The organism is Micromonospora sp. NPDC002717 (assembly GCF_040295705.1).
Taxonomy (GTDB): domain Bacteria; phylum Actinomycetota; class Actinomycetes; order Mycobacteriales; family Micromonosporaceae; genus Micromonospora.
The window spans coordinates 13,324-30,376 of the sequence record NZ_JBEOVW010000027.1 but is presented as its reverse complement, the minus strand read 5'-3'; the positions used below and the strand labels follow the sequence as shown (position 1 = coordinate 30,376).

13 protein-coding genes are annotated in these 17,053 nt (G+C 69.2%); 11 read left to right on the top strand and 2 right to left on the bottom strand.

The annotated features are described in order from the left end of the window. Positions 1–40: 40 nt before the first annotated feature. Positions 41–1,018: a hypothetical protein gene (locus tag ABT006_RS28500; protein WP_350711370.1), complete on the bottom strand. Its 978-nt coding sequence runs from the start codon at positions 1,016–1,018 to the stop codon at positions 41–43. Between the two features lie 269 nt (positions 1,019–1,287). Here ABT006_RS28500 and ABT006_RS28495 point away from each other — a divergent pair, with 269 nt between their 5' ends. Together ABT006_RS28495 and ABT006_RS28490 are read left to right on the top strand one after the other, a co-directional pair. After that, positions 1,288–2,595: an aspartate aminotransferase family protein gene (locus tag ABT006_RS28495; RefSeq protein ID WP_350711368.1), complete on the top strand. Its 1,308-nt coding sequence runs from the start codon at positions 1,288–1,290 to the stop codon at positions 2,593–2,595. Positions 2,596–2,642: 47 nt separating this feature from the next. Beyond that, a complete protein-coding gene (locus tag ABT006_RS28490; RefSeq protein WP_350711448.1) occupies positions 2,643–4,133 on the top strand; it encodes a CoA-acylating methylmalonate-semialdehyde dehydrogenase in 1,491 nt (496 codons plus the stop codon). On the opposite strand, the gene ABT006_RS28485 is transcribed toward ABT006_RS28490, so the two are convergent. Then, on the bottom strand, positions 4,105–5,586 hold the full coding sequence (locus ABT006_RS28485) for an acyltransferase family protein (RefSeq protein WP_350711366.1): 1,482 nt from the start codon (positions 5,584–5,586) through the stop codon (positions 4,105–4,107). The two genes, ABT006_RS28490 and ABT006_RS28485, sit on opposite strands and share 29 nt — an antisense overlap. Before the next feature lie 195 nt (positions 5,587–5,781). Between ABT006_RS28485 and ngcE the strand changes: the two genes are divergently transcribed. The 9 genes from ngcE (at position 5,782) to ABT006_RS28440 (ending at position 17,048) form a co-directional block, all read left to right on the top strand. Further along, positions 5,782–7,197: an N-acetylglucosamine/diacetylchitobiose ABC transporter substrate-binding protein gene (gene ngcE / locus ABT006_RS28480; RefSeq protein ID WP_350711364.1), complete on the top strand. Its 1,416-nt coding sequence runs from the start codon at positions 5,782–5,784 to the stop codon at positions 7,195–7,197. A gap of 64 nt (positions 7,198–7,261) precedes the next feature. Beyond that, positions 7,262–8,170: a carbohydrate ABC transporter permease gene (locus ABT006_RS28475; RefSeq protein WP_350711362.1), complete on the top strand. Its 909-nt coding sequence runs from the start codon at positions 7,262–7,264 to the stop codon at positions 8,168–8,170. Beyond that, positions 8,167–9,075: a carbohydrate ABC transporter permease gene (locus ABT006_RS28470; RefSeq protein WP_350711360.1), complete on the top strand. Its 909-nt coding sequence runs from the start codon at positions 8,167–8,169 to the stop codon at positions 9,073–9,075. Before ABT006_RS28475 ends, ABT006_RS28470 begins: the two co-directional genes overlap by 4 nt. Positions 9,076–9,780: 705 nt before the next feature. After that, a complete protein-coding gene (locus ABT006_RS28465) occupies positions 9,781–9,966 on the top strand; it encodes a hypothetical protein (protein WP_350711359.1) in 186 nt (61 codons plus the stop codon). An 80-nt stretch (positions 9,967–10,046) separates the two neighbouring features. Further along, on the top strand, positions 10,047–11,507 hold the full coding sequence (locus ABT006_RS28460) for an MBL fold metallo-hydrolase (protein ID WP_350711355.1): 1,461 nt from the start codon (positions 10,047–10,049) through the stop codon (positions 11,505–11,507). Further along, positions 11,507–12,958, top strand: coding sequence for an MBL fold metallo-hydrolase (locus ABT006_RS28455; protein WP_350711353.1), 1,452 nt, complete (start codon positions 11,507–11,509; stop codon positions 12,956–12,958). The genes ABT006_RS28460 and ABT006_RS28455 overlap by 1 nt, the downstream gene beginning before the upstream one ends. Continuing rightward, positions 12,949–13,533, top strand: a complete 585-nt coding sequence (locus tag ABT006_RS28450; protein WP_350711351.1) for a hypothetical protein — start codon at positions 12,949–12,951, stop codon at positions 13,531–13,533. Before ABT006_RS28455 ends, ABT006_RS28450 begins: the two co-directional genes overlap by 10 nt. After that, positions 13,533–14,768, top strand: coding sequence for an MFS transporter (locus tag ABT006_RS28445; protein ID WP_350711349.1), 1,236 nt, complete (start codon positions 13,533–13,535; stop codon positions 14,766–14,768). Before ABT006_RS28450 ends, ABT006_RS28445 begins: the two co-directional genes overlap by 1 nt. Positions 14,769–14,942: 174 nt before the next feature. Next, entirely contained in the window at positions 14,943–17,048 is a 2,106-nt protein-coding gene (locus ABT006_RS28440; RefSeq protein WP_350711347.1) for a prolyl oligopeptidase family serine peptidase, read from the top strand. Positions 17,049–17,053 lie beyond the last annotated feature (5 nt).

Below are 17,053 nucleotides of genomic sequence, written 5' to 3'. Positions count from 1 at the left end.
CCCGGCACCCGGCGCCCGGCACCCGGCGGCCGGCGGCTGGTCAGGTCGCGACGAGGGCGGCGTGCAGGGCGCGCATCGACCGGATCGCCGAGCGGATCTCCTGGAGGTAGCGGCCCGGGGTGAGGGTGGGCTCGGGCAACCCGGCCAGGTCGGGCAGGGCCGGGTCGACGCCGACGGTCTCGATCCCGCAGCCGTACGGCACGGCGAGGGTGCGCAGCGCGTCGCAGTGCTGGAACGGCACGTAGATCGGCGCGGTCACCATGAGCACCGGGTCGCCGGTGCGCAGGTGGACGTGCTCCGCCCAGAACCGCTGGGTGTCGGCGGTGTGCGCCCGCCGCCGCGCGGGATCGCTGGACGGGGCGGCGAGCACCCGGACCGGCGGCCCGCCGGCGGGCCGGTAGGTCCGCGACGACCAGGAGTGGTGCGGATGGCCGCCGTCGTGACCGTCCTCCTCGGCCGGGGCGGCCATCCCGAACTCGCGTCGCACCGCCGCGTCCAGGGCCTCCACCTCGGTGTCGCAGGGCGGGACGCCGGCCGCCGCCAGCCCCGCGCGCTCCACCTCGGACAGGGGGCGGAAGCTGCCGAGCACGGCCACCTCGCCGGCGACCCGGGTGCCGGCGCGCAGCAGGTGCGCCGCGTACGCGACCCGGCGCTGGCAGGCGTTCGACAGCCCGCCCAGCACCACCAGGTGGGCGTACTCGGACCGGGCCGGCGGCACCGGGTGGACCAGGCCGAGCGCGGCGGCGGCGCCGAGCACCAGGCCGGCGGTGGCCGGGTCGAAGGCGGGTTCCCGGGCGTCGGGGCGCTCCCGGCCGCCCCGGAAGTCCCAGTGCCGGGCGGAGAACTCGTCGAGGCCGGCCAGCACGGCCGCCAGGTCCCCGCGAGGCCAGTCGCCGCCGAAGTGCCCGACCAGGGCGCGTAGCGGCGCCGAGTCCACCCAGGCCCGTACGCCGGCCGTGATCTCCCCGGCGCCGGTGCCCGCCGCACCGGTGGGCAGCGCCACCTCCCCGATCCGCACCGCCGGATCGTACCGGCGGCCGGGTGTCGGAGCCGGTAAGGACGGCGCGTCATCGTGGACCCGGCTCACGAGGTGCGGAATGAGTCGTGTCAGCCCGCATCGGCCACCGAAAACCGGGCGCTGCTCCGTCCCGGCCCCGGAAACCGCAGCACCGGGGTTGACGCGCTGTCAGGCGGGGACCGCCGCTGCGCTACACAGTGACAGTTGTCCCTGCCGCCCGGTGATGAGAGCGTGCGGGTTACCGCCAACGCCGCTGAGAGGGTGCGACGATGACCGCCGACGATCTGCTGGCCCGGCACCGGGCCGTGCTCCCGTCCTGGATGCCGCTCTACTACGACGAGCCGATCGAGCTGGTCTCCGGCTCGGGCCGCCGGGTCACCGACGCCCGGGGACGCACCTACCTGGACTTCTTCGGCGGCGTGCTCACCTCGATGGTCGGTTACGACATCCCGGAGATCCGGGAGGCGGTCGAGCGGCAGATCCGCACCGGCATCGTGCACAGCTCCACGCTCTACCTCATCCGGCAGCAGGTCGAGCTGGCCGAGAAGGTCGCGCGGCTCTCCGGCATCCCGGACGCGCGGGTGTTCTTCGCCAACTCCGGCACCGAGGCGAACGAGGCGGCGCTGCTGTTCGCCACCAACCACCGCCGCTCGGCGCAGATCCTCGCGGTGCGCAACAGCTACCACGGCCGGTCGTACGCGACGATGGGCGTGACCGGCAACCGCGGCTGGTCGGCCAGCGCGCTCAACCCGCTCCAGGTGGCCTGGCTGCACTCGGGGGAGCGGCTGCGCGGCCTGCTCGCCCGGCTCGACGAGACGCAGCGTGTCGACGCGGCGGTGGAGGACCTGCGCGAGGTGCTCGCCACCCAGACCGCCGGTGACGTGGCCTGCCTGATCGCCGAGCCGATCCAGGGCGTCGGCGGCTTCGTGCACCCGCCGGACGGGCTCTTCGCCGCCTGGAAGAAGGTGCTCGACGAGCACGGCATCTTGTTCGTCTCCGACGAGGTGCAGACCGGTTGGGGGCGCACCGGCGAGCACTTCTGGGGCTACCAGGCGCACGGCGTCACCCCGGACCTGCTCACCTTCGCCAAGGGCATCGGCAACGGCTTCGCCCTGGCCGGCGTCGTCGGCCGGGCCGAGGTGCTGGAGTCCGTGCCGGCGATCAGCTTCTGCACGTTCGGCGGGAACCCCGTCTCCACCGCCGCCGGCAACGCGGTGCTGGACTACCTGCTCGACCACGATCTGCAGGCCAACGCGGCCCGCACCGGCGCGATCCTCGCCGACGGCCTGCGCGCCGCCGTGGGCGGTCTCGACTGCGTCGCCGAGGTACGCGGCAAGGGGCTGATGCTCGGCGTCGAGTTCGTCCGTCCGGGCACCGCGGAGCCGGACCCGGCGCTGACCGTCCGCGTCCTCGAGGCGTGCCGGGCGGGCGGGCTGCTGGTCGGCAAGGGCGGCCTGTACGGCAACGTGCTGCGGATGGGTCCGCCGCTGACGCTGACCGAGGACGAGGCCCGCGAGGGCCTGGCCGTCATGGTCGACGCCATCCGCTCCTGCGCGGCGGCGGCGGTGGCGGCGTGACCGCGGTGACCGGCGGGCCCGGCTTGGACAGGGCGACCACCACGGACCTGGCCACGGTGTCGCACTTCGTCGACGGCAAGCGGTTCGGCGGCACGTCGGCCCGGCACGGGGACGTCTTCGACCCGGCCACGGGCCGGCGTACCGGTCAGGTGGCGCTGGCCTCGGCGGCGGACGTCGCGGTCGCGGTGGAGGCCGCCGAGCGCGCGGCCCGGGCCTGGCGGGACGCGTCGCTGGCCCGGCGGACGGCGGTGCTCTTCGCCTTCCGCGAGCTGGTCAACGCCCGCCGCGACCGGCTGGCGGAGGTGATCACCGCCGAGCACGGCAAGGTGCTCGCGGACGCCGCCGGCGAGGTGCAGCGCGGCCTGGAGGTGATCGAGTACGCCTGCGGCATCCCCTCGGCGCTGCGCGGCGGGTTCAGCGAGAACGTCTCCACCGAGGTCGACTCGTACAGCCTGCGCCAGCCACTCGGCGTGGTCGCCGTGATCTCCCCGTTCAACTTCCCCGTCATGGTGCCGCTGTGGTTCGTGCCGGTGGCCGTGGCCTGCGGCAACGCGGTGGTGCTCAAGCCGAGCGAGAAGGACCCGGGCGCGGCGCTGCTGCTGGCCGAGTGGTTCGCCGAGGCCGGCCTGCCCGACGGGGTGCTGAACGTGGTCAACGGGGACGCCGAGGCCGTCGACGCGCTGCTGGACCACCCGGGCGTGAAGGCGGTGTCGTTCGTCGGGTCCACCCCGGTCGCCCGGTACGTCCACCAGCGCGGCAGCGCCGCCGGCAAGCGGGTGCAGGCCCTCGGCGGCGCGAAGAACCACATGGTGGTGCTGCCGGACGCCGACCTGGACCTGGCCGCCGACGCGGCGGTCAACGCCGGGTTCGGCTCGGCGGGGGAGCGGTGCATGGCGATTTCGGCGCTGGTCGTGGTGGAGCCGGTCGGCGACGCCCTGGTCGCCCGGATCGCCGAGCGGATGGCCCGGGTGCGCACCGGCGACGGCCGGCGCGGCTGCGACATGGGCCCCCTGGTCACCGCCGCGCACGCCGAGAAGGTCCGCTCGTACGTCGCTGCCGGGGTGGCCGCCGGCGCGGTGCCGGTGGTGGACGGCCGCGACGTCGAGCCCGACGGCGACGCCGACGGGTTCTGGCTGGGCCCGACGCTGTTCGACCGGGTCACCCCGGACATGTCGATCTACACCGACGAGATCTTCGGCCCGGTGCTCAGCGTCGTGCGGGTCGGCTCGTACGACGAGGCGGTGGACCTGGTCAACGCCAACCCGTACGGCAACGGCACGGCGATCTTCACCAACGACGGCGGCGCGGCGCGGCGCTACCAGCACGAGGTGGAGGTCGGCATGGTCGGCATCAACGTGCCGATCCCGGTGCCGATGGCGTACTACTCCTTCGGCGGCTGGAAGTCCTCGCTCTTCGGCGACCTGCACGCGCACGGCGAGGACGGGGTGCGGTTCTTCACCCGGGGAAAGGTGGTGACCAGCCGCTGGCTGGACCCGCGCCACGGCGGGGTCAACCTCGGCTTCCCCACCCAGACCTGAGCAGCCGCAGGGCGCCGGCCCCGGCCAGGTACGCCGCCAGCGCCGAGGCCGGCACCCCCAGCGACTCGGGGGCCGACTTCGGTGTCTCGGCGTTGACGACCAGGGCGTACACCACGGCGGCGAAACCGGCGGCGGTGACCGCGGCGCGGGCGGTGCCCCGCCACCCCGGACCGGCCGGCTGACCGGCGTCGTGCGGCCGGCCGGTCGCCTCGGGGCCCTGGGCGGGCGCCCCGCCGCCGTCGGCCCGACGGCGGTCCCGGGCACGGCCGGTCGGGCCGGTGCGGGCCTCGACGGGGCCGAAGACGGCGACCAGGGCGGCCAGCACCACGGCCAGCATCAGCACCCAGGGCACCCGCCAGGCCAGCCAGGCGGCCGAGCCCACGGGCGGGGTCGGCAGCTCCCCGGCCGCGTACAGCGCGCCGACCAGCAGGATCGCGGCCGTCAGGTGCCAGAGGAAGACGGTGAGCACGACCGCGTTCACCGCGATCACCGCCTGCCAGGGACGCGAGCGGCGCAGCCAGCGTTCCGCCGGGTCGCGCAGCAGCAGGATCAGCCCGAGCTGGGCCGTGGTCAGGGTCAGCAGCGCGAGGCTGGGCGGCGCGGCGTTGTCCAGCCGCTCGCCGGGCACGTTGAGCATGGCGACCGGGTACGGCCCGACGGTCAGCAGCACCGTCGCGGCCAGCCCGCCCAGCAGCGCCGTCGCGCCGGCCCGCCGCGACAGCGGCAGCCGGTGGGTCCGGACGCCGCGCCGCGTGGGCGCGTCGGGGCGGGCGGGCGCGTCGGGGCCTCCGGGCGGCTCGGCGCGGGCGTCGCGCCAGGCGAAGCCGAGCTGGTGGACGGCCAGCCACCCGAAGAGGTAGTTCGGCAGCGCCAGCTCGGCCGGCCCCAGCGCGCGCCCCAGGTCGCCCGCCGCGACCAGCGCGGCCAGCGCGAGCGGGACGAGCAGGCCGAAGCGCCGGTGCAGGGCGTACATCGCCGGGGTCAGCGGCACCACCACGAGGTAGGCCGCGAGGAACCACAGCGGGATGGTGGCGAACCACGCGACGGTACGCACCAGCGTCGCCTCGACGCCGGCCAGCGACGCGACGGCGGAGCCGGCGGCGATCACCAGCAGCAGCGCGGTCGTGGGGCGCAGCAGCCGCGCGCCGCGGTCCAGCAGCCAGGAGACGGCGTCGCCGCCGGCCGCCCGGCGGGCCGTCAGCGAGGCGGCGTTGGCGTAGCCGCCGACCAGGAAGAACACCGGCATCACCTGGGCCACCCAGGTCAGCGGGTACGCCCAGGGCAGGTCCGGCAGCGCCGAGCGGGCCGTCGGTCGGCCGGTAGGGTCCTCACCGATGGCGGCGAGCGACCAGTGGCCGAGCACGACCATGACGATCGCGAGTGCCCGGAGCAGGTCGACGTAGCGTTCCCGACCAGCCGGCGTGCGTGCGGCGAGTTGCCGCAGACGGCGCATGGCCCCGAGGGTATGTCAGCCGCGAACCGAACGGTGGTGATAACGGTTCGGTGTGCGGTCTTGAAGTCCGCCGGTTACTGCCGTAGAAATTCTTCAGCAACAACTAACAAACTGAAGACAACTTCCCCCTGTGCCTCGTGCGGCGGCCGCCTTCCCCCATCCGGCGCCCGCCCGGACCCGATCCGAGGAGAGACCATGAACAGGCGTGACATCCTGCGGCGCACCGCCGCCGCCGGCCTGCTGGCCACCCCTGCCGCCGGCCTGCTCGCCGGCTGCGCCACCGGCGGTGGCGACGACAAGGGCGACGCCGGCACCTACAAGGGCACCAAGAGCGAGCAGAACCCGCTCGGGGTCAAGGAGGACGCGCCCCTCGAGGTGGTGATCTTCAACGGCGGCTTCGGCGAGGAGTACGCGAAGGCCCACGAGGCCATGTACACCGAGAAGTACCCGAAGGCGAAGATCAACCACTCGGCGACGCAGGAGATCGGCAAGACGCTCCAGCCGCGCTTCGTCGACGGCACCCCGCCCGACGTGGTCAACAACTCCGGCAAGGACCAGATCGACTTCAACGGCCTGGTCTCCCAGAACGCCATCGCCGACCTGGGCGAGCTGCTCGCCGCCCCGAGCCTCGACGTCCCGGGCAAGACGGTCAAGGACACGCTGCTGCCGGGCGCCGTCGAGGTCGGCTCGTACGACGGCAAGTTCATGGTGATGAACTACACCTACACCGCGTACGGCATCTGGCACTCCACCAAGCTCTTCGCCGACCGGGGCTGGGAGTACGCCAAGACCTGGGACGAGCACATCGCGCTGTGCAAGAAGATCAAGGCGGCCGGCATCGCGCCGTGGACGTACGCGGGCAAGCACCCCCGTTACATGAGCTGGCCGGTGATCGCCACGGCCATCAAGTTCGGCGGGTCGTCCGTCGCCACGGCGATCGACAACCTGGAGCCCAACGCGTGGAAGTCCGACGCGATGAAGGCCGCGGCGGACGCGTGGCACCAGATCGTCAAGGACGGTTACATCCTTGCCGGCTCGCCGGGCCTCGACCACGTGCAGTCGCAGACGGCGTGGTGCCAGGGCAAGGCCGCCTTCATCTCCTGCGGCTCCTGGCTGGAGAGCGAGCAGAAGAAGGTCACCCCCGAGGGCTTCAACATGACGATCCAGCCGACGCCCAGCCTGGGCAGCGGCGACAAGCTGCCGTTCGAGGCGATCCGCGGCACCGCCGGCGAGCCGTTCATGGTTCCGGCCAAGGCGAAGAACCTCGCCGGCGGCCTGGAGTACTTCCGGGTCATGCTGTCGAAGAAGGGCGCCCAGGACTTCACCAGGAAGGTCTCCAGCCTGACCGTGGTGGCCGGGTCGACCGAAGGCATCGAGCTGCCGTTCGGCCTCAGCACCGTGAGCAAGGCGCTGGAGGCCTCCGGCAGCAACGGCTTCAACTGGGTCTACAACAACTTCTACCGCAAGCTGGAGCGTGAGCTCGTCGACGCCGCGTGCGGCGAGTTCTTCAGCGGTCGGATCGGCCCGGCCGAGTTCCTCGACCTGTGCCAGAAGGGCGCCGACTCGATCGCCCAGGACAGCTCGATCAAGAAGTACAAGCGGGCCGCGTGACATCCGGCCGGTGGGGGCGGGTCCGTCCCCACCGGCCCACGGCTGTGGGAGTAGGTCCTTTCTCGTGAAACATGGCAAGTACCCGCTGATCGTCACGTTCCTGGTGCCGCCGCTGCTGCTCTATGGCATCTTCGTGCTCTCGCCGTACCTGCAGGCCTTCCAGATCTCGACCACCGACTGGCTCGGCTACTCGCCCGAGGCCAACTCCGTCGGCCTGGCCAACTTCGAGAGGCTGCTGGACGACGATCGGGTGTGGAGTGCCCTCAAGAACAACGCGTGGCTGCTCTTGGTGGTGCCGGTGGTGACCATCGTGCTCGGCCTCTTCTTCGCCACGATGCTCAGCATGGGCGGTCGCAAGGGCCGGGCGGGGGTGACCGGCGTACGCGGCACGTCCGTGTACCGGATGGTCTACTTCTTTCCGCAGGTGCTCTCCGTGGTCATCATCGCCCTGCTGTGGAAAGAGGTCTACCACCCCAACAGCGGCCTGCTCAACGGTGCCCTCGGTGCCGTCGGCCTACCCACGCCGGCCTGGCTGGGTGATCCCCGGTTCGCCTTCTGGTGCGCGATGGCGGTGATGATCTGGAGCAACGTCGGCTTCTACGTGGTGCTCTTCGGCGCGGCGATGTCGGCGATTCCGCGCGACATCTACGAGGCGGTGATGCTCGACGGGGCGTCGCGGTGGACCACCCTGCGCAAGATCACCATTCCGCTGCTCTGGGACACCGTGCAGGTCGCCTGGATCTACCTCGCGATCGCGGCCCTGGACGGGTTCATCCTGATCCAGCAGATGACCAACGGCGGCCCCAACTTCTCCTCCGACGTCATCGGCCTGCGGATGTACGAAACCGCGTTCGGTAGCGAGAGCAAATTCGGTTATGCCTCGGCGATCGGCGTGGTGCTGTTGTTCCTGACCCTCTCGGTGGCGGTGCTGGCGCTGCGGGCCGCCCGGCGTGATCGGATCGAGTACTCGTGACAACCCTCGACAGGACCGCCTCCGACGGCACGGCCGTGGCGGACCGGCCGGCGCCGCAGGACCGCAAGCTTCGCCGCGATCTCGGCGTCGCCAACATCTTCTCGCACTGGTTCCTGCTGCTCTGGGGCGCGGTGACCGCGCTGCCGCTGCTCTGGATGTTCCTCAGCTCGTTCAAGAGCGACGGGGAGATCCTCTCCGACCCGTGGGGGCTGCCCGGCGCGCTGCGGTTCGAGAACTGGGCGCGGGCCTGGACCGAGGCGCACATCGGCCAGTACTTCCTGAACAGCGCGATCGTGGTGACCGGATCGCTCACCCTGACCATGCTGATGGGCGCCACCGCGGCATACGTCTTCGCCCGTTACGAGTTCTGGGGCCGGCAGTTCCTCTACTACCTGTTCGTCGGCGGGATGATGTTCCCCGTCTTCCTGGCTCTCGTGCCGCTGTTCTTCGTGGTGCGCAACGCCGGTCTCTTCGGCACCTGGACCGGGCTGATGCTGGTGTACGCCGCCTACTCGTTGCCGTTCACCGTCTTCTTCCTCACCGCCTTCTTCCGGACCCTGCCGACGGCGGTCGCGGAAGCGGCGCTCATCGACGGGTGCGGCCACTTCCGGCTCTTCTTCCGGGTGATGCTGCCAATGGCGCGACCGGGTCTGATCAGCATCGCGATCTTCAACTTCCTCAGCCACTGGAACCAGTTCATCCTGCCCCAGGTGCTGATGCAGGGCGACGACTCCAAGTGGGTGCTTGCCCAGGGGCTCGCCGCACTGGCGGTCAGCCAGGGCTACCAGGGTGACTACAGCGGTCTCTTCGCGGGCCTGACCATCGCCACGCTGCCGGTGCTGGTCGTCTACATCCTCTTCCAGCGGCAGATCCAGTCGGGCCTGACCGCCGGCCAGCTCAAGTAGCCGCGTCCGTTACTTTTCGCGGCCCGGTCGATCGCGCAGACAACCTCACCCGCCCGAACCGGCCGGAGGGCACCGGCGCCGTGGCTCGCTCCAGCGTCATATCGCCTGCCGCAGGGCGAGGGGCGGTCTCGGCGCCGAGAGTGTGCCGCGGTCGTACGTTTTCGACTGATCGCTCAATCGCCGTCCGACCCGGCTACCACCACCCGGACGTTGCCGGATGGCCAGAAGCCTGACGGCGGTGTCGACGTAGTCGGACTGCACCGCGGTGAGTCTCTTCTTGTAGTCGGCGATGACGGGCGCGGGGGTGGCGCCGACGTGGGCTGCCGGGAACGGTGCCATCTGCGGCGGCGGATCTGGATGGCTTGGGCGGCGTTCGGAAGTCGATGCCGGTGGAGATCGTCGGGATCTTCAGGCTGCGGATTTCGCGGCGGCGTTGCGCGAGGTGGGTGACGTGCTCACGCTGGCAGTGCGAGGCGTCGGCGGTGATCACCGTGTCGCGCGGGTCGCTGATCTGGTCGAGCAGCGGCGCATCCAAGTGCCACAAGTCAGATACCGTCACGACTTTCTGGGGCCCCTATAGGGGGATCTGCATCCTTCGTTCGATGACACACTCTCGCGAAGGGCAGTCACGGGTCGGCCGGCGATTGTCACGAGACTTCACGGTCGCCTCCGGCTGCTCCGATGAGAACAGGCAGGTGCAGTGGCTTGCTGAAGACCTTCAGGTCGCACGGCAGAGCGCTGCCGATCCACGCACGGGAGGTGAACATGAAGAAGGAAGCGCAGCCCATCACCAAGGCTGACCTCGACGCCCTGAAGCAGGCTGTCGGCAAGGTCGCGCCGAAGGCCGCGACCGCCAAGGCGCGGAATTGGGCGTTCACTTACACCCGCTAGTGCCAGGGCGGTGGGCGGCGTCCGACGTCGCCCACCGCCGTTGGTCACGTGCCCCCACCGCACCCATTGAAGGAGGCGACATGAAGATCGGTTTCCTTGGACACAACGGCTTCGCTCTCGGGGCCGAGGATTCACCGGTCCTCGTGGATCCGATCTTGTACCGCCGTTATGGCGAGGAGTATACCTCGAGCCCTGTCGAGATCTATCCGCCAAGACTGATAGACATCGACCGGATGCCACAGCCTGCTGCCGTGATCCTCAGTCACGAGCACTCCGACCACTTCCACCTGCCCTCCCTGAACAAGCTCGACAAGTCCACGCCCATCATCGTCGGGCCCACCATGATCGACACCGTCGTCGAATGCACCGAGTCGCTCGGCCTGACTGTCACCCGGTTACCGTTCGGCGAGCCGACCAGGTTCGGATCGGTCATTGTCACCCTTTTCCCGCCGGGCCCGGATACGGTGCTCTGGGAGAGCCGCGTATCGCAGGTTTACGTGCTCGATGCGTCCGAGCCGGACCGGGGTGGCGTCTTCCTGGGAATCGACGCCAGCACCTCCACCGAATTCATCGACGCCGTTTCCTCTGGAAGGCTGCCAGCCCCCCGCGTGGTGGCCATGAGTAACAATGCGCAAGTGACCCCGCCCGGCGTGTTCGGGTCACTGGACTGCTACCGGCCCGCTGGGCAGACCGCCGTCCGCTACCGTGGTCAGGGCTTCCCCGGTCTGGACATCCTCGGGGAAATCGTCGTGTCCGCGGTCGAGCAGTCGGAGATCTTCCGCGGGGCACACATCCTGCTGTGCGGTGGCGGGTTCCTGAAGGACTACGAGCAGATGGGCCCGTTCCCATTCTCGGAGCAGCAGGAGATGGCGCGTCTGGCCAAGCAGTTGGTGCGGCACATGGACGTGATGGGCCCCGTTCCGGGCGACGTCGTCGAAGTGCGTGAGCACGGCATCGACAAGGTCGGGGAGCTGTCGTGGCTCGGCGTCGACCATGAACGCTTCACCCAGCTGATCCATCGGCGGGAGAGCTTCCTGGCCAGGCGGGACAGCATCGCCATGCGCTGCATCGAGAACGCTGATGAAGAATCCGAGAACGCGGCGTTGGCTTGCATCGGCCGCGAGCTGACGTATCTGAGTCGCGTCCTGCTGCTCAGCGACTTCGGCCGGCGGATGGCCGTTTCGCCGTCGGCATGCCCGTTCGTCCTCAAGCTCAAGTATCTGACCCGTCCGGACCGTAGTTTCCGCTTCGATCTGGCCGCCGGGGCGTTCGAGGAGGCAGCAGATCTGCCGCTCGACGATTCTGTCGCCGCGTACCCCAATGGGATTTTCATCCACGCTGTTGACTTCGCCGCAGTGCTCCGTGGCGACCTGCAGTACTGGGATGTCGTCGGCATCGCGATGCGTACGTGGTTCGACGGAGACGCGCTGTCTTCGCCGGTGGCGCTGTTCTACGACGCTCTCGGCGAGCAGGTACGCCCGGACCTGTCGTGCCGGGTCTACCAGCAGCAGCTTGAGTACCTTGAGAAGGAGAACGCCTGATGCCCCCCGCATCCCTGACGTTTCTGGGCCACCAGTCGTGGCTGGTGGAGATCGGGGATACCCGTGTCCTCGTCGATCCGGTGCTGACGGACTCGTTCGGCCACTCAGACAGGCTGCGTTTCGAGATCCATCCTGCACGCCAGGTGGCGGTGGAGAAGATGCCGTCGCTGGACGCCGTGCTGGTCACCAACGAGCATCTGGACCACTTCCACCTCAACTCGCTGGACCTGCTGCCGCCGGCTACCCGCATTCTGATGCCGCGGATGATGCCGAAGGTGTGCGTTCGCGTCTTGGAGGAGACGGGCCGCCAGGTCGAGTTGGTCGAGCTCGGTGCGGTACAGAGGATCGGCGCGGTCGACGTGGTATTCGTTCCAGGCGGCCCGGACGCGCCGATGTGGGAAAACCGTGTCGCCAGCGTCTTCGTGCGGCATGCGGAGGAGAAGGTCGGCGGAGTCTTCATCCAGTCCGACACGTCGATCGCGGCTCCCTCGCTGGACGGCGGGTGCGATCCGGATATCGTCGTGGCCACCCACAACGGGCAGGTACCGCCGGCGGGTCATCTCGGCGCGTTCGACAACATGCTGCCGGTCGGCAGTGCCGAGTTCGCTGAGGTTACCGGCCTTCGCCTGCTGCACGGGGTGCTGTCCGACGTCGTGGCGAACTTTCCCTCGGTGCGTTACGTCACCTTCAGCGGTGGCGGTTATGTGCAGGTTCCCGCCAAGCACGGCGAGTTTTTGTGGGGGAACTTCGAGCAGTTGGCCGATATCGCCAGCCGGCTCTCGCTGACTACCCGGGTGCTGGGAATGAGTCCTGGCCAGACGGTGGTGGTCGGTGACGGGACGGATGTGCGCTACTGCCAGGCGGAATGGATCAATCCGGCCGAGCCGTCGCGTCCCGTTGCCCCCAGCGACAAGGAGGCTGTTGCCGAGCCGGACCTGTCCGAGCCGCTGCTGCCCCTGTTCGACGAACAGCTTACGGATGAGGACTGGGCCCTCGTCGAGTCGGAACTTCAGCTCATGGCTCCGCTGCTGATGCAGGCGAAACTGGGGCGGCATCTGATCACCCAGAACACCTACCTCGACAATCCGGTCGGCCCGCACAGGTTCGCTGTTCACCTGCGCGGCTTCGATGCCGCCGGTGAGGAGGACGACGGCTCACGAGTTTTCGTGTTGAACTTCAACAACGGCCGCTTCGAGGAACAGCCGTTGAGCTTCCGTGACTGCCTGTTCTCTGTGCCGTCCGGCATCGACGTAAACGCTGTGGACTTCGTCGCTGTACTCCGGGGCAGGATCCACATATGGGAACTTGCGGTCAGTCGCATGCGCCAGTGGTACCTGTGCGAGAAGATGGACAGCCCCGTGGGCTTCCTGTACGGCTATTACAGCGAGCAGGTGCAGCCGGAACTGGCCGCCGAGCTCTACCGCAATGTGCGGGCCCTTGCGTGGCGATAGTCGTAGTCGGTCCACCTGCCGCAGGCAAGTCGACGGTCGCTGGCGTCCTGGCCGCCCGCCGGGGCCTGGAAGTCGCCTGCTTCGACGAGGACCCGTTGCACTGGTACGGAAAGTTCGGATACACCGAGCAGGCCGCCGATGACGCGTATGTCACCGGTGGGCTTTCCGCTTGGCATGCCTATACCGCCTGCTTCGAGGTGCGCGCGCTAGCTGACGCGGTCACGGCCACTGACGGGGTCGTCGATACGGGCGGGGGCGTCGCCCTCCAGCGCGGTGGGTCGACCGAGGAACGTATGCTGCGTAGCGCCCTCGACCAGGCGGACCTCGCCATCCTGGTCTGTCCTCATTTCAGGGATCCGGAACAGGCGGCAGACGTTCTGGCGCAACGTCTTCTGTCCCGCGAACCGGGCGGCATGCCGGGTGACTGGCACCAGCCAGACGGTGTCGCGCTGCTCCAAGGTCTGATCCGGGCTTCGCTGGCGCTGGAGGAGAGCGTGGACCTGCTGATTGACACGGCCAACGGCGAAATTCATGAGCGGCGTCGGCTACGGCTCGAGACTGTCGAGGTAACTTGATGTTCAACGCGTCTCTTCTTACGCCGCTGCGGGTGCCGAAGTTTCGGCGGGTCTGGATCGGTCAGCTCACCAACGTGGTGGGCGATGCCCTGTACACCGTGGCGGTCGCGCTGTTCCTGCTGCCGCGCGAGGATGCCGCGCGCGCGGTGGGTCTGGTACTCGGGATGACGGCCCTGGGGGGCGTCGTCTCGCTGTTGATCGGCGGTGCCTTGGCGGACCGTCACCGCCGCTCGCGAATGATCATTGTTTCCGACCTGATTCGGGCCGGCGCCGTTCTGGGCATCATCCTCGTCGGCAATGACGCGCCGCTGGTGGTGCTTGGCGTACTGGCCGCAGTGCTCGGTATCGGCAGCGGTTTCTACCGTCCCGCGTACGGGGCGATCCTGCCATCGCTGGTACCAGGGGAGATGTTGGCGAGCGCCAACGGCCTGCGGTCCCTGGTGAACCGCTTGGGTGCCGTCGTCGGCGCCGCGCTCGGCGGGGCTGTGGCGGCGGCGTTCAGCCCGACTTGGGCGCTCGGTATCAACGTCGTCACCTTTCTTGTCAGTATCGTCACACTGCTCCGTCTGGATGAGCAAGCTCCCAGTCCGGAAAGCAAAGGATCATCGCTCGCTGTCGATATCAAGGACGGTTTCGCCTACGTCATCCGACTACCGTGGATGGCCGGTGTGATGCTGCAGGGCATGGTGCATATGGCGTTCGTGGCGGCACCCGTCGCGGTGATGCTGCCCATTCTGACCGGGCCCGAGGGTTGGTTCGGCTACATCACGGCGGCGCAGGGCGCCGGGGCTTTCCTGGGCGCGATGCTGGCATCGTCGATCCGTACGCGTTCGCCGGGCTGGGTGGCAATCTTCTTTCTGCTGCTTCAGCTTCCGCAGACCGTTCTGCTGGCGGTGGACGGGCATCCGGCGATGATCCTCGTCGCCTCCGCGTTGACCGGTCTCGGACTGTCCACGTTCGCGGTGCTGTGGACCACCGCTCTGCAGCGGACTGTCCCGCGTGGGCGGCTCGGGCGGGTGTTCTCCATCGATCAGCTGACCGTCTTGGGTCTGATGCCCGTGGGATACCTCCTTGCCGGCTGGCTTCTGAAGGGGCTGGGTCCCGCCACCCTTGGGTGGGTGACGACGGTCGTCCTGGTGGTCTCGACCGTGATGGTGCTCCCGCTGCCAGGGCTTCGCCGGCTGGGTCTGGAGGAACGGGTGCCCGACCTGGCGGTCGAGAGTGTGGGGCGTTGAGTGAAAGTTGAGCGGTGCCCGGAAGCCGTTCTCTCTTCGGCCTGGGTGGCCCCAGCCCACCCAGATGCCCCCGCTCACCGCGTCCTGACAACATCTTCGGTATCGACGGCGCCCTGTCCGGGCCGGACGAGCTGTGGCCGGAGGTGCAGGAGATGCGGGAGCTGAGGGAACTCCATGAGTGAACGCGCTCACGTCGCGGCGACATGGAGGGCGGTCGACGTCGACCCACCCGCGGCGCCACCCAGGGAGCACCTCGCGCGACATCACGGGCAAACCCGCAGCGACCCGTGGCAGTGGATGGAAGACCTGTTCACCCCCGAGGTCTTCGCTGTCGTCCAGGCCAACAACGCCTACACGGCAGCGGTTCTGGAGCCGCTGGGAAGCGCCGCCGCGGACGCTGAGACGCAGATCAGGTCCTGGACACCGCAGGGCACACGCTCGGTGTCCGTCATGAAAGGGCGTTGGTCCTACTACAGCCGTGCGGTCGAAGGATCCGCAGCGGTGCTCCGCTGCCGCTGCCTGATCGACCTCGACTCCGGTGAGGCCGTGCCACAGACCGAACAGATCGTGCTCGACGAGGCCGCGCTGTCAGCCGGGCAGTCGCATTTCGCGCTCGGTGTCTACGATGTCTCGCCGGACGACCGGTTCCTCGCGTACGCCGTCGACCTTGTCGGCGACGAACGGTTCTGCCTGCGTTTCCGAGATGTCGCCGCCGGCTCCGAGCTGCCCGTCCAGGTCGACGGGGTCACGTACGGCGGCGCCTGGGATGCCGCCGGTGAGCACTACTTCCACCTCGTCACAGACGCTACCGGCCGGGCGTTTCAGGTATGGCGCCTCACGCTGGCGACGGGCGAACGGACCCTGGTGTACGAGGAGGCGGACGAGTCGTCGTGGCTGACCGTCGACCTGACACGTAGTGAACGGTACGTCTTCATCGAGTCGGACAGCCACGCCGGCAACCAGATCTTCGCGATCGACGCGCTGGCACCAGAGTCCGAACCGTTCCTCCTGGGGCCAGCACGGCGTGCCGGTGTGCACCTTCAGGCCGACCACCGAGAGGGACAGTTTTGGATCCTGGCCAACTCCGGTGACGAGACCTCCCGGCTGTGGCACTGCCCGGCCACGGCCACGGCAGAGCTGACCGAGGTGGTGTTCGGCGACGCGCGGGAGACGAAGCTGCTGACCGTCGACGCGTTTGCGGGGCACGTGGTCCTGCAGACGTACTCGCCGGGCCACCGGGGGTTACGGGTCATCGGCGCCGAGAACGTCGTGACCGATCTGGCGCTACCCGACGGAACAACGTGGGTGAGCCTTAACGGCAATCCGGACCACCACTCGCGGCGAGTGAGATTCACCGCCTCCTCGGTCGTCTGCCCGCCGATCACAGCGGCGTACGACCTGCACAGCCGCAGCACCGACATCTTGGACAGGGTGGTACTTCCCGGTTGGGATCCGGTCAGGTATGAACAACTCGATCTGGTGGCCCGCAGTCGTGACGGGACAGCGGTTCCGTTGACCGTGCTGCGGCAACGCCGCAGCACTGGTGCACCACCGCCACCGGGGGCGGTGCTTGAGGTTTACGGTGCCTACGGGGCCGTCTTACCACTGGACTTCGATCCCGCACGTCTGCCGTTCCTCGCCAGCGGCGGGATCTATGCGTTCGCTCACGTTCGCGGTGGCGGAGAGGGGCCACCTGGTTGGCACGAGGCTGGTCGTGGCGAGCACAAGGCGATGAGCGTGAACGACTATTTGGCCTGCGCCGAGGCACTCGTCCGAACCTGTGACCTACCCGCGGGGCGCGTCGTCGCCAGCGCCGCGTCCGCCGGTGCTCTCGTCGCGGCTGCTGCTCTCAACACCTCGCCGGAATCCTTTGCCGGGCTGGTGCTCGACGTTCCGTTCCTCGACCCACTCGGCACCCTGCTCGATCCCGAGGCGGCTCTCACCACTGTCGACTGGGCGGAGTGGGGTAATCCACTGGCCGACGCGCACGCCTACGCCGCCGTCAGCGCCTACGCGCCGTACGACAACATCTCTACCCGCACGTACCCGCCGGTGCTGGTGTTTGCCGCGCTGAACGACAGCAGGGTCGGGGCGCACGAAGCGCTCAAGTACGTGTCCCGCCTGCGCGATCAGGCCTACGGTGGGCCGTTCCTGCTGTCGACAGACCTGTCAGCCGGCCACTGCGGCAGCACCGACCGCGACGCACGTAAGCGAAAGGCCGCACTCATCTGCGCCTGGGTACTGAAGGCACTCGCCCGGTGCCGTGACGTCCCATCCTGAAAGGA

Coding starts and splice junctions, on each gene's coding strand:
- ABT006_RS28485 (WP_350711366.1), bottom strand. CDS start 5,586: ATGCGCCGTCTGCGGCAACTCGCCGCACGCACGCCGGCTGGTCGGGAA.
- ABT006_RS28440 (WP_350711347.1), top strand. CDS start 14,943: ATGAGTGAACGCGCTCACGTCGCGGCGACATGGAGGGCGGTCGACGTC.
- ngcE (WP_350711364.1), top strand. CDS start 5,782: ATGAACAGGCGTGACATCCTGCGGCGCACCGCCGCCGCCGGCCTGCTG.
- ABT006_RS28445 (WP_350711349.1), top strand. CDS start 13,533: ATGTTCAACGCGTCTCTTCTTACGCCGCTGCGGGTGCCGAAGTTTCGG.
- ABT006_RS28460 (WP_350711355.1), top strand. CDS start 10,047: ATGAAGATCGGTTTCCTTGGACACAACGGCTTCGCTCTCGGGGCCGAG.
- ABT006_RS28495 (WP_350711368.1), top strand. CDS start 1,288: ATGACCGCCGACGATCTGCTGGCCCGGCACCGGGCCGTGCTCCCGTCC.
- ABT006_RS28455 (WP_350711353.1), top strand. CDS start 11,507: ATGCCCCCCGCATCCCTGACGTTTCTGGGCCACCAGTCGTGGCTGGTG.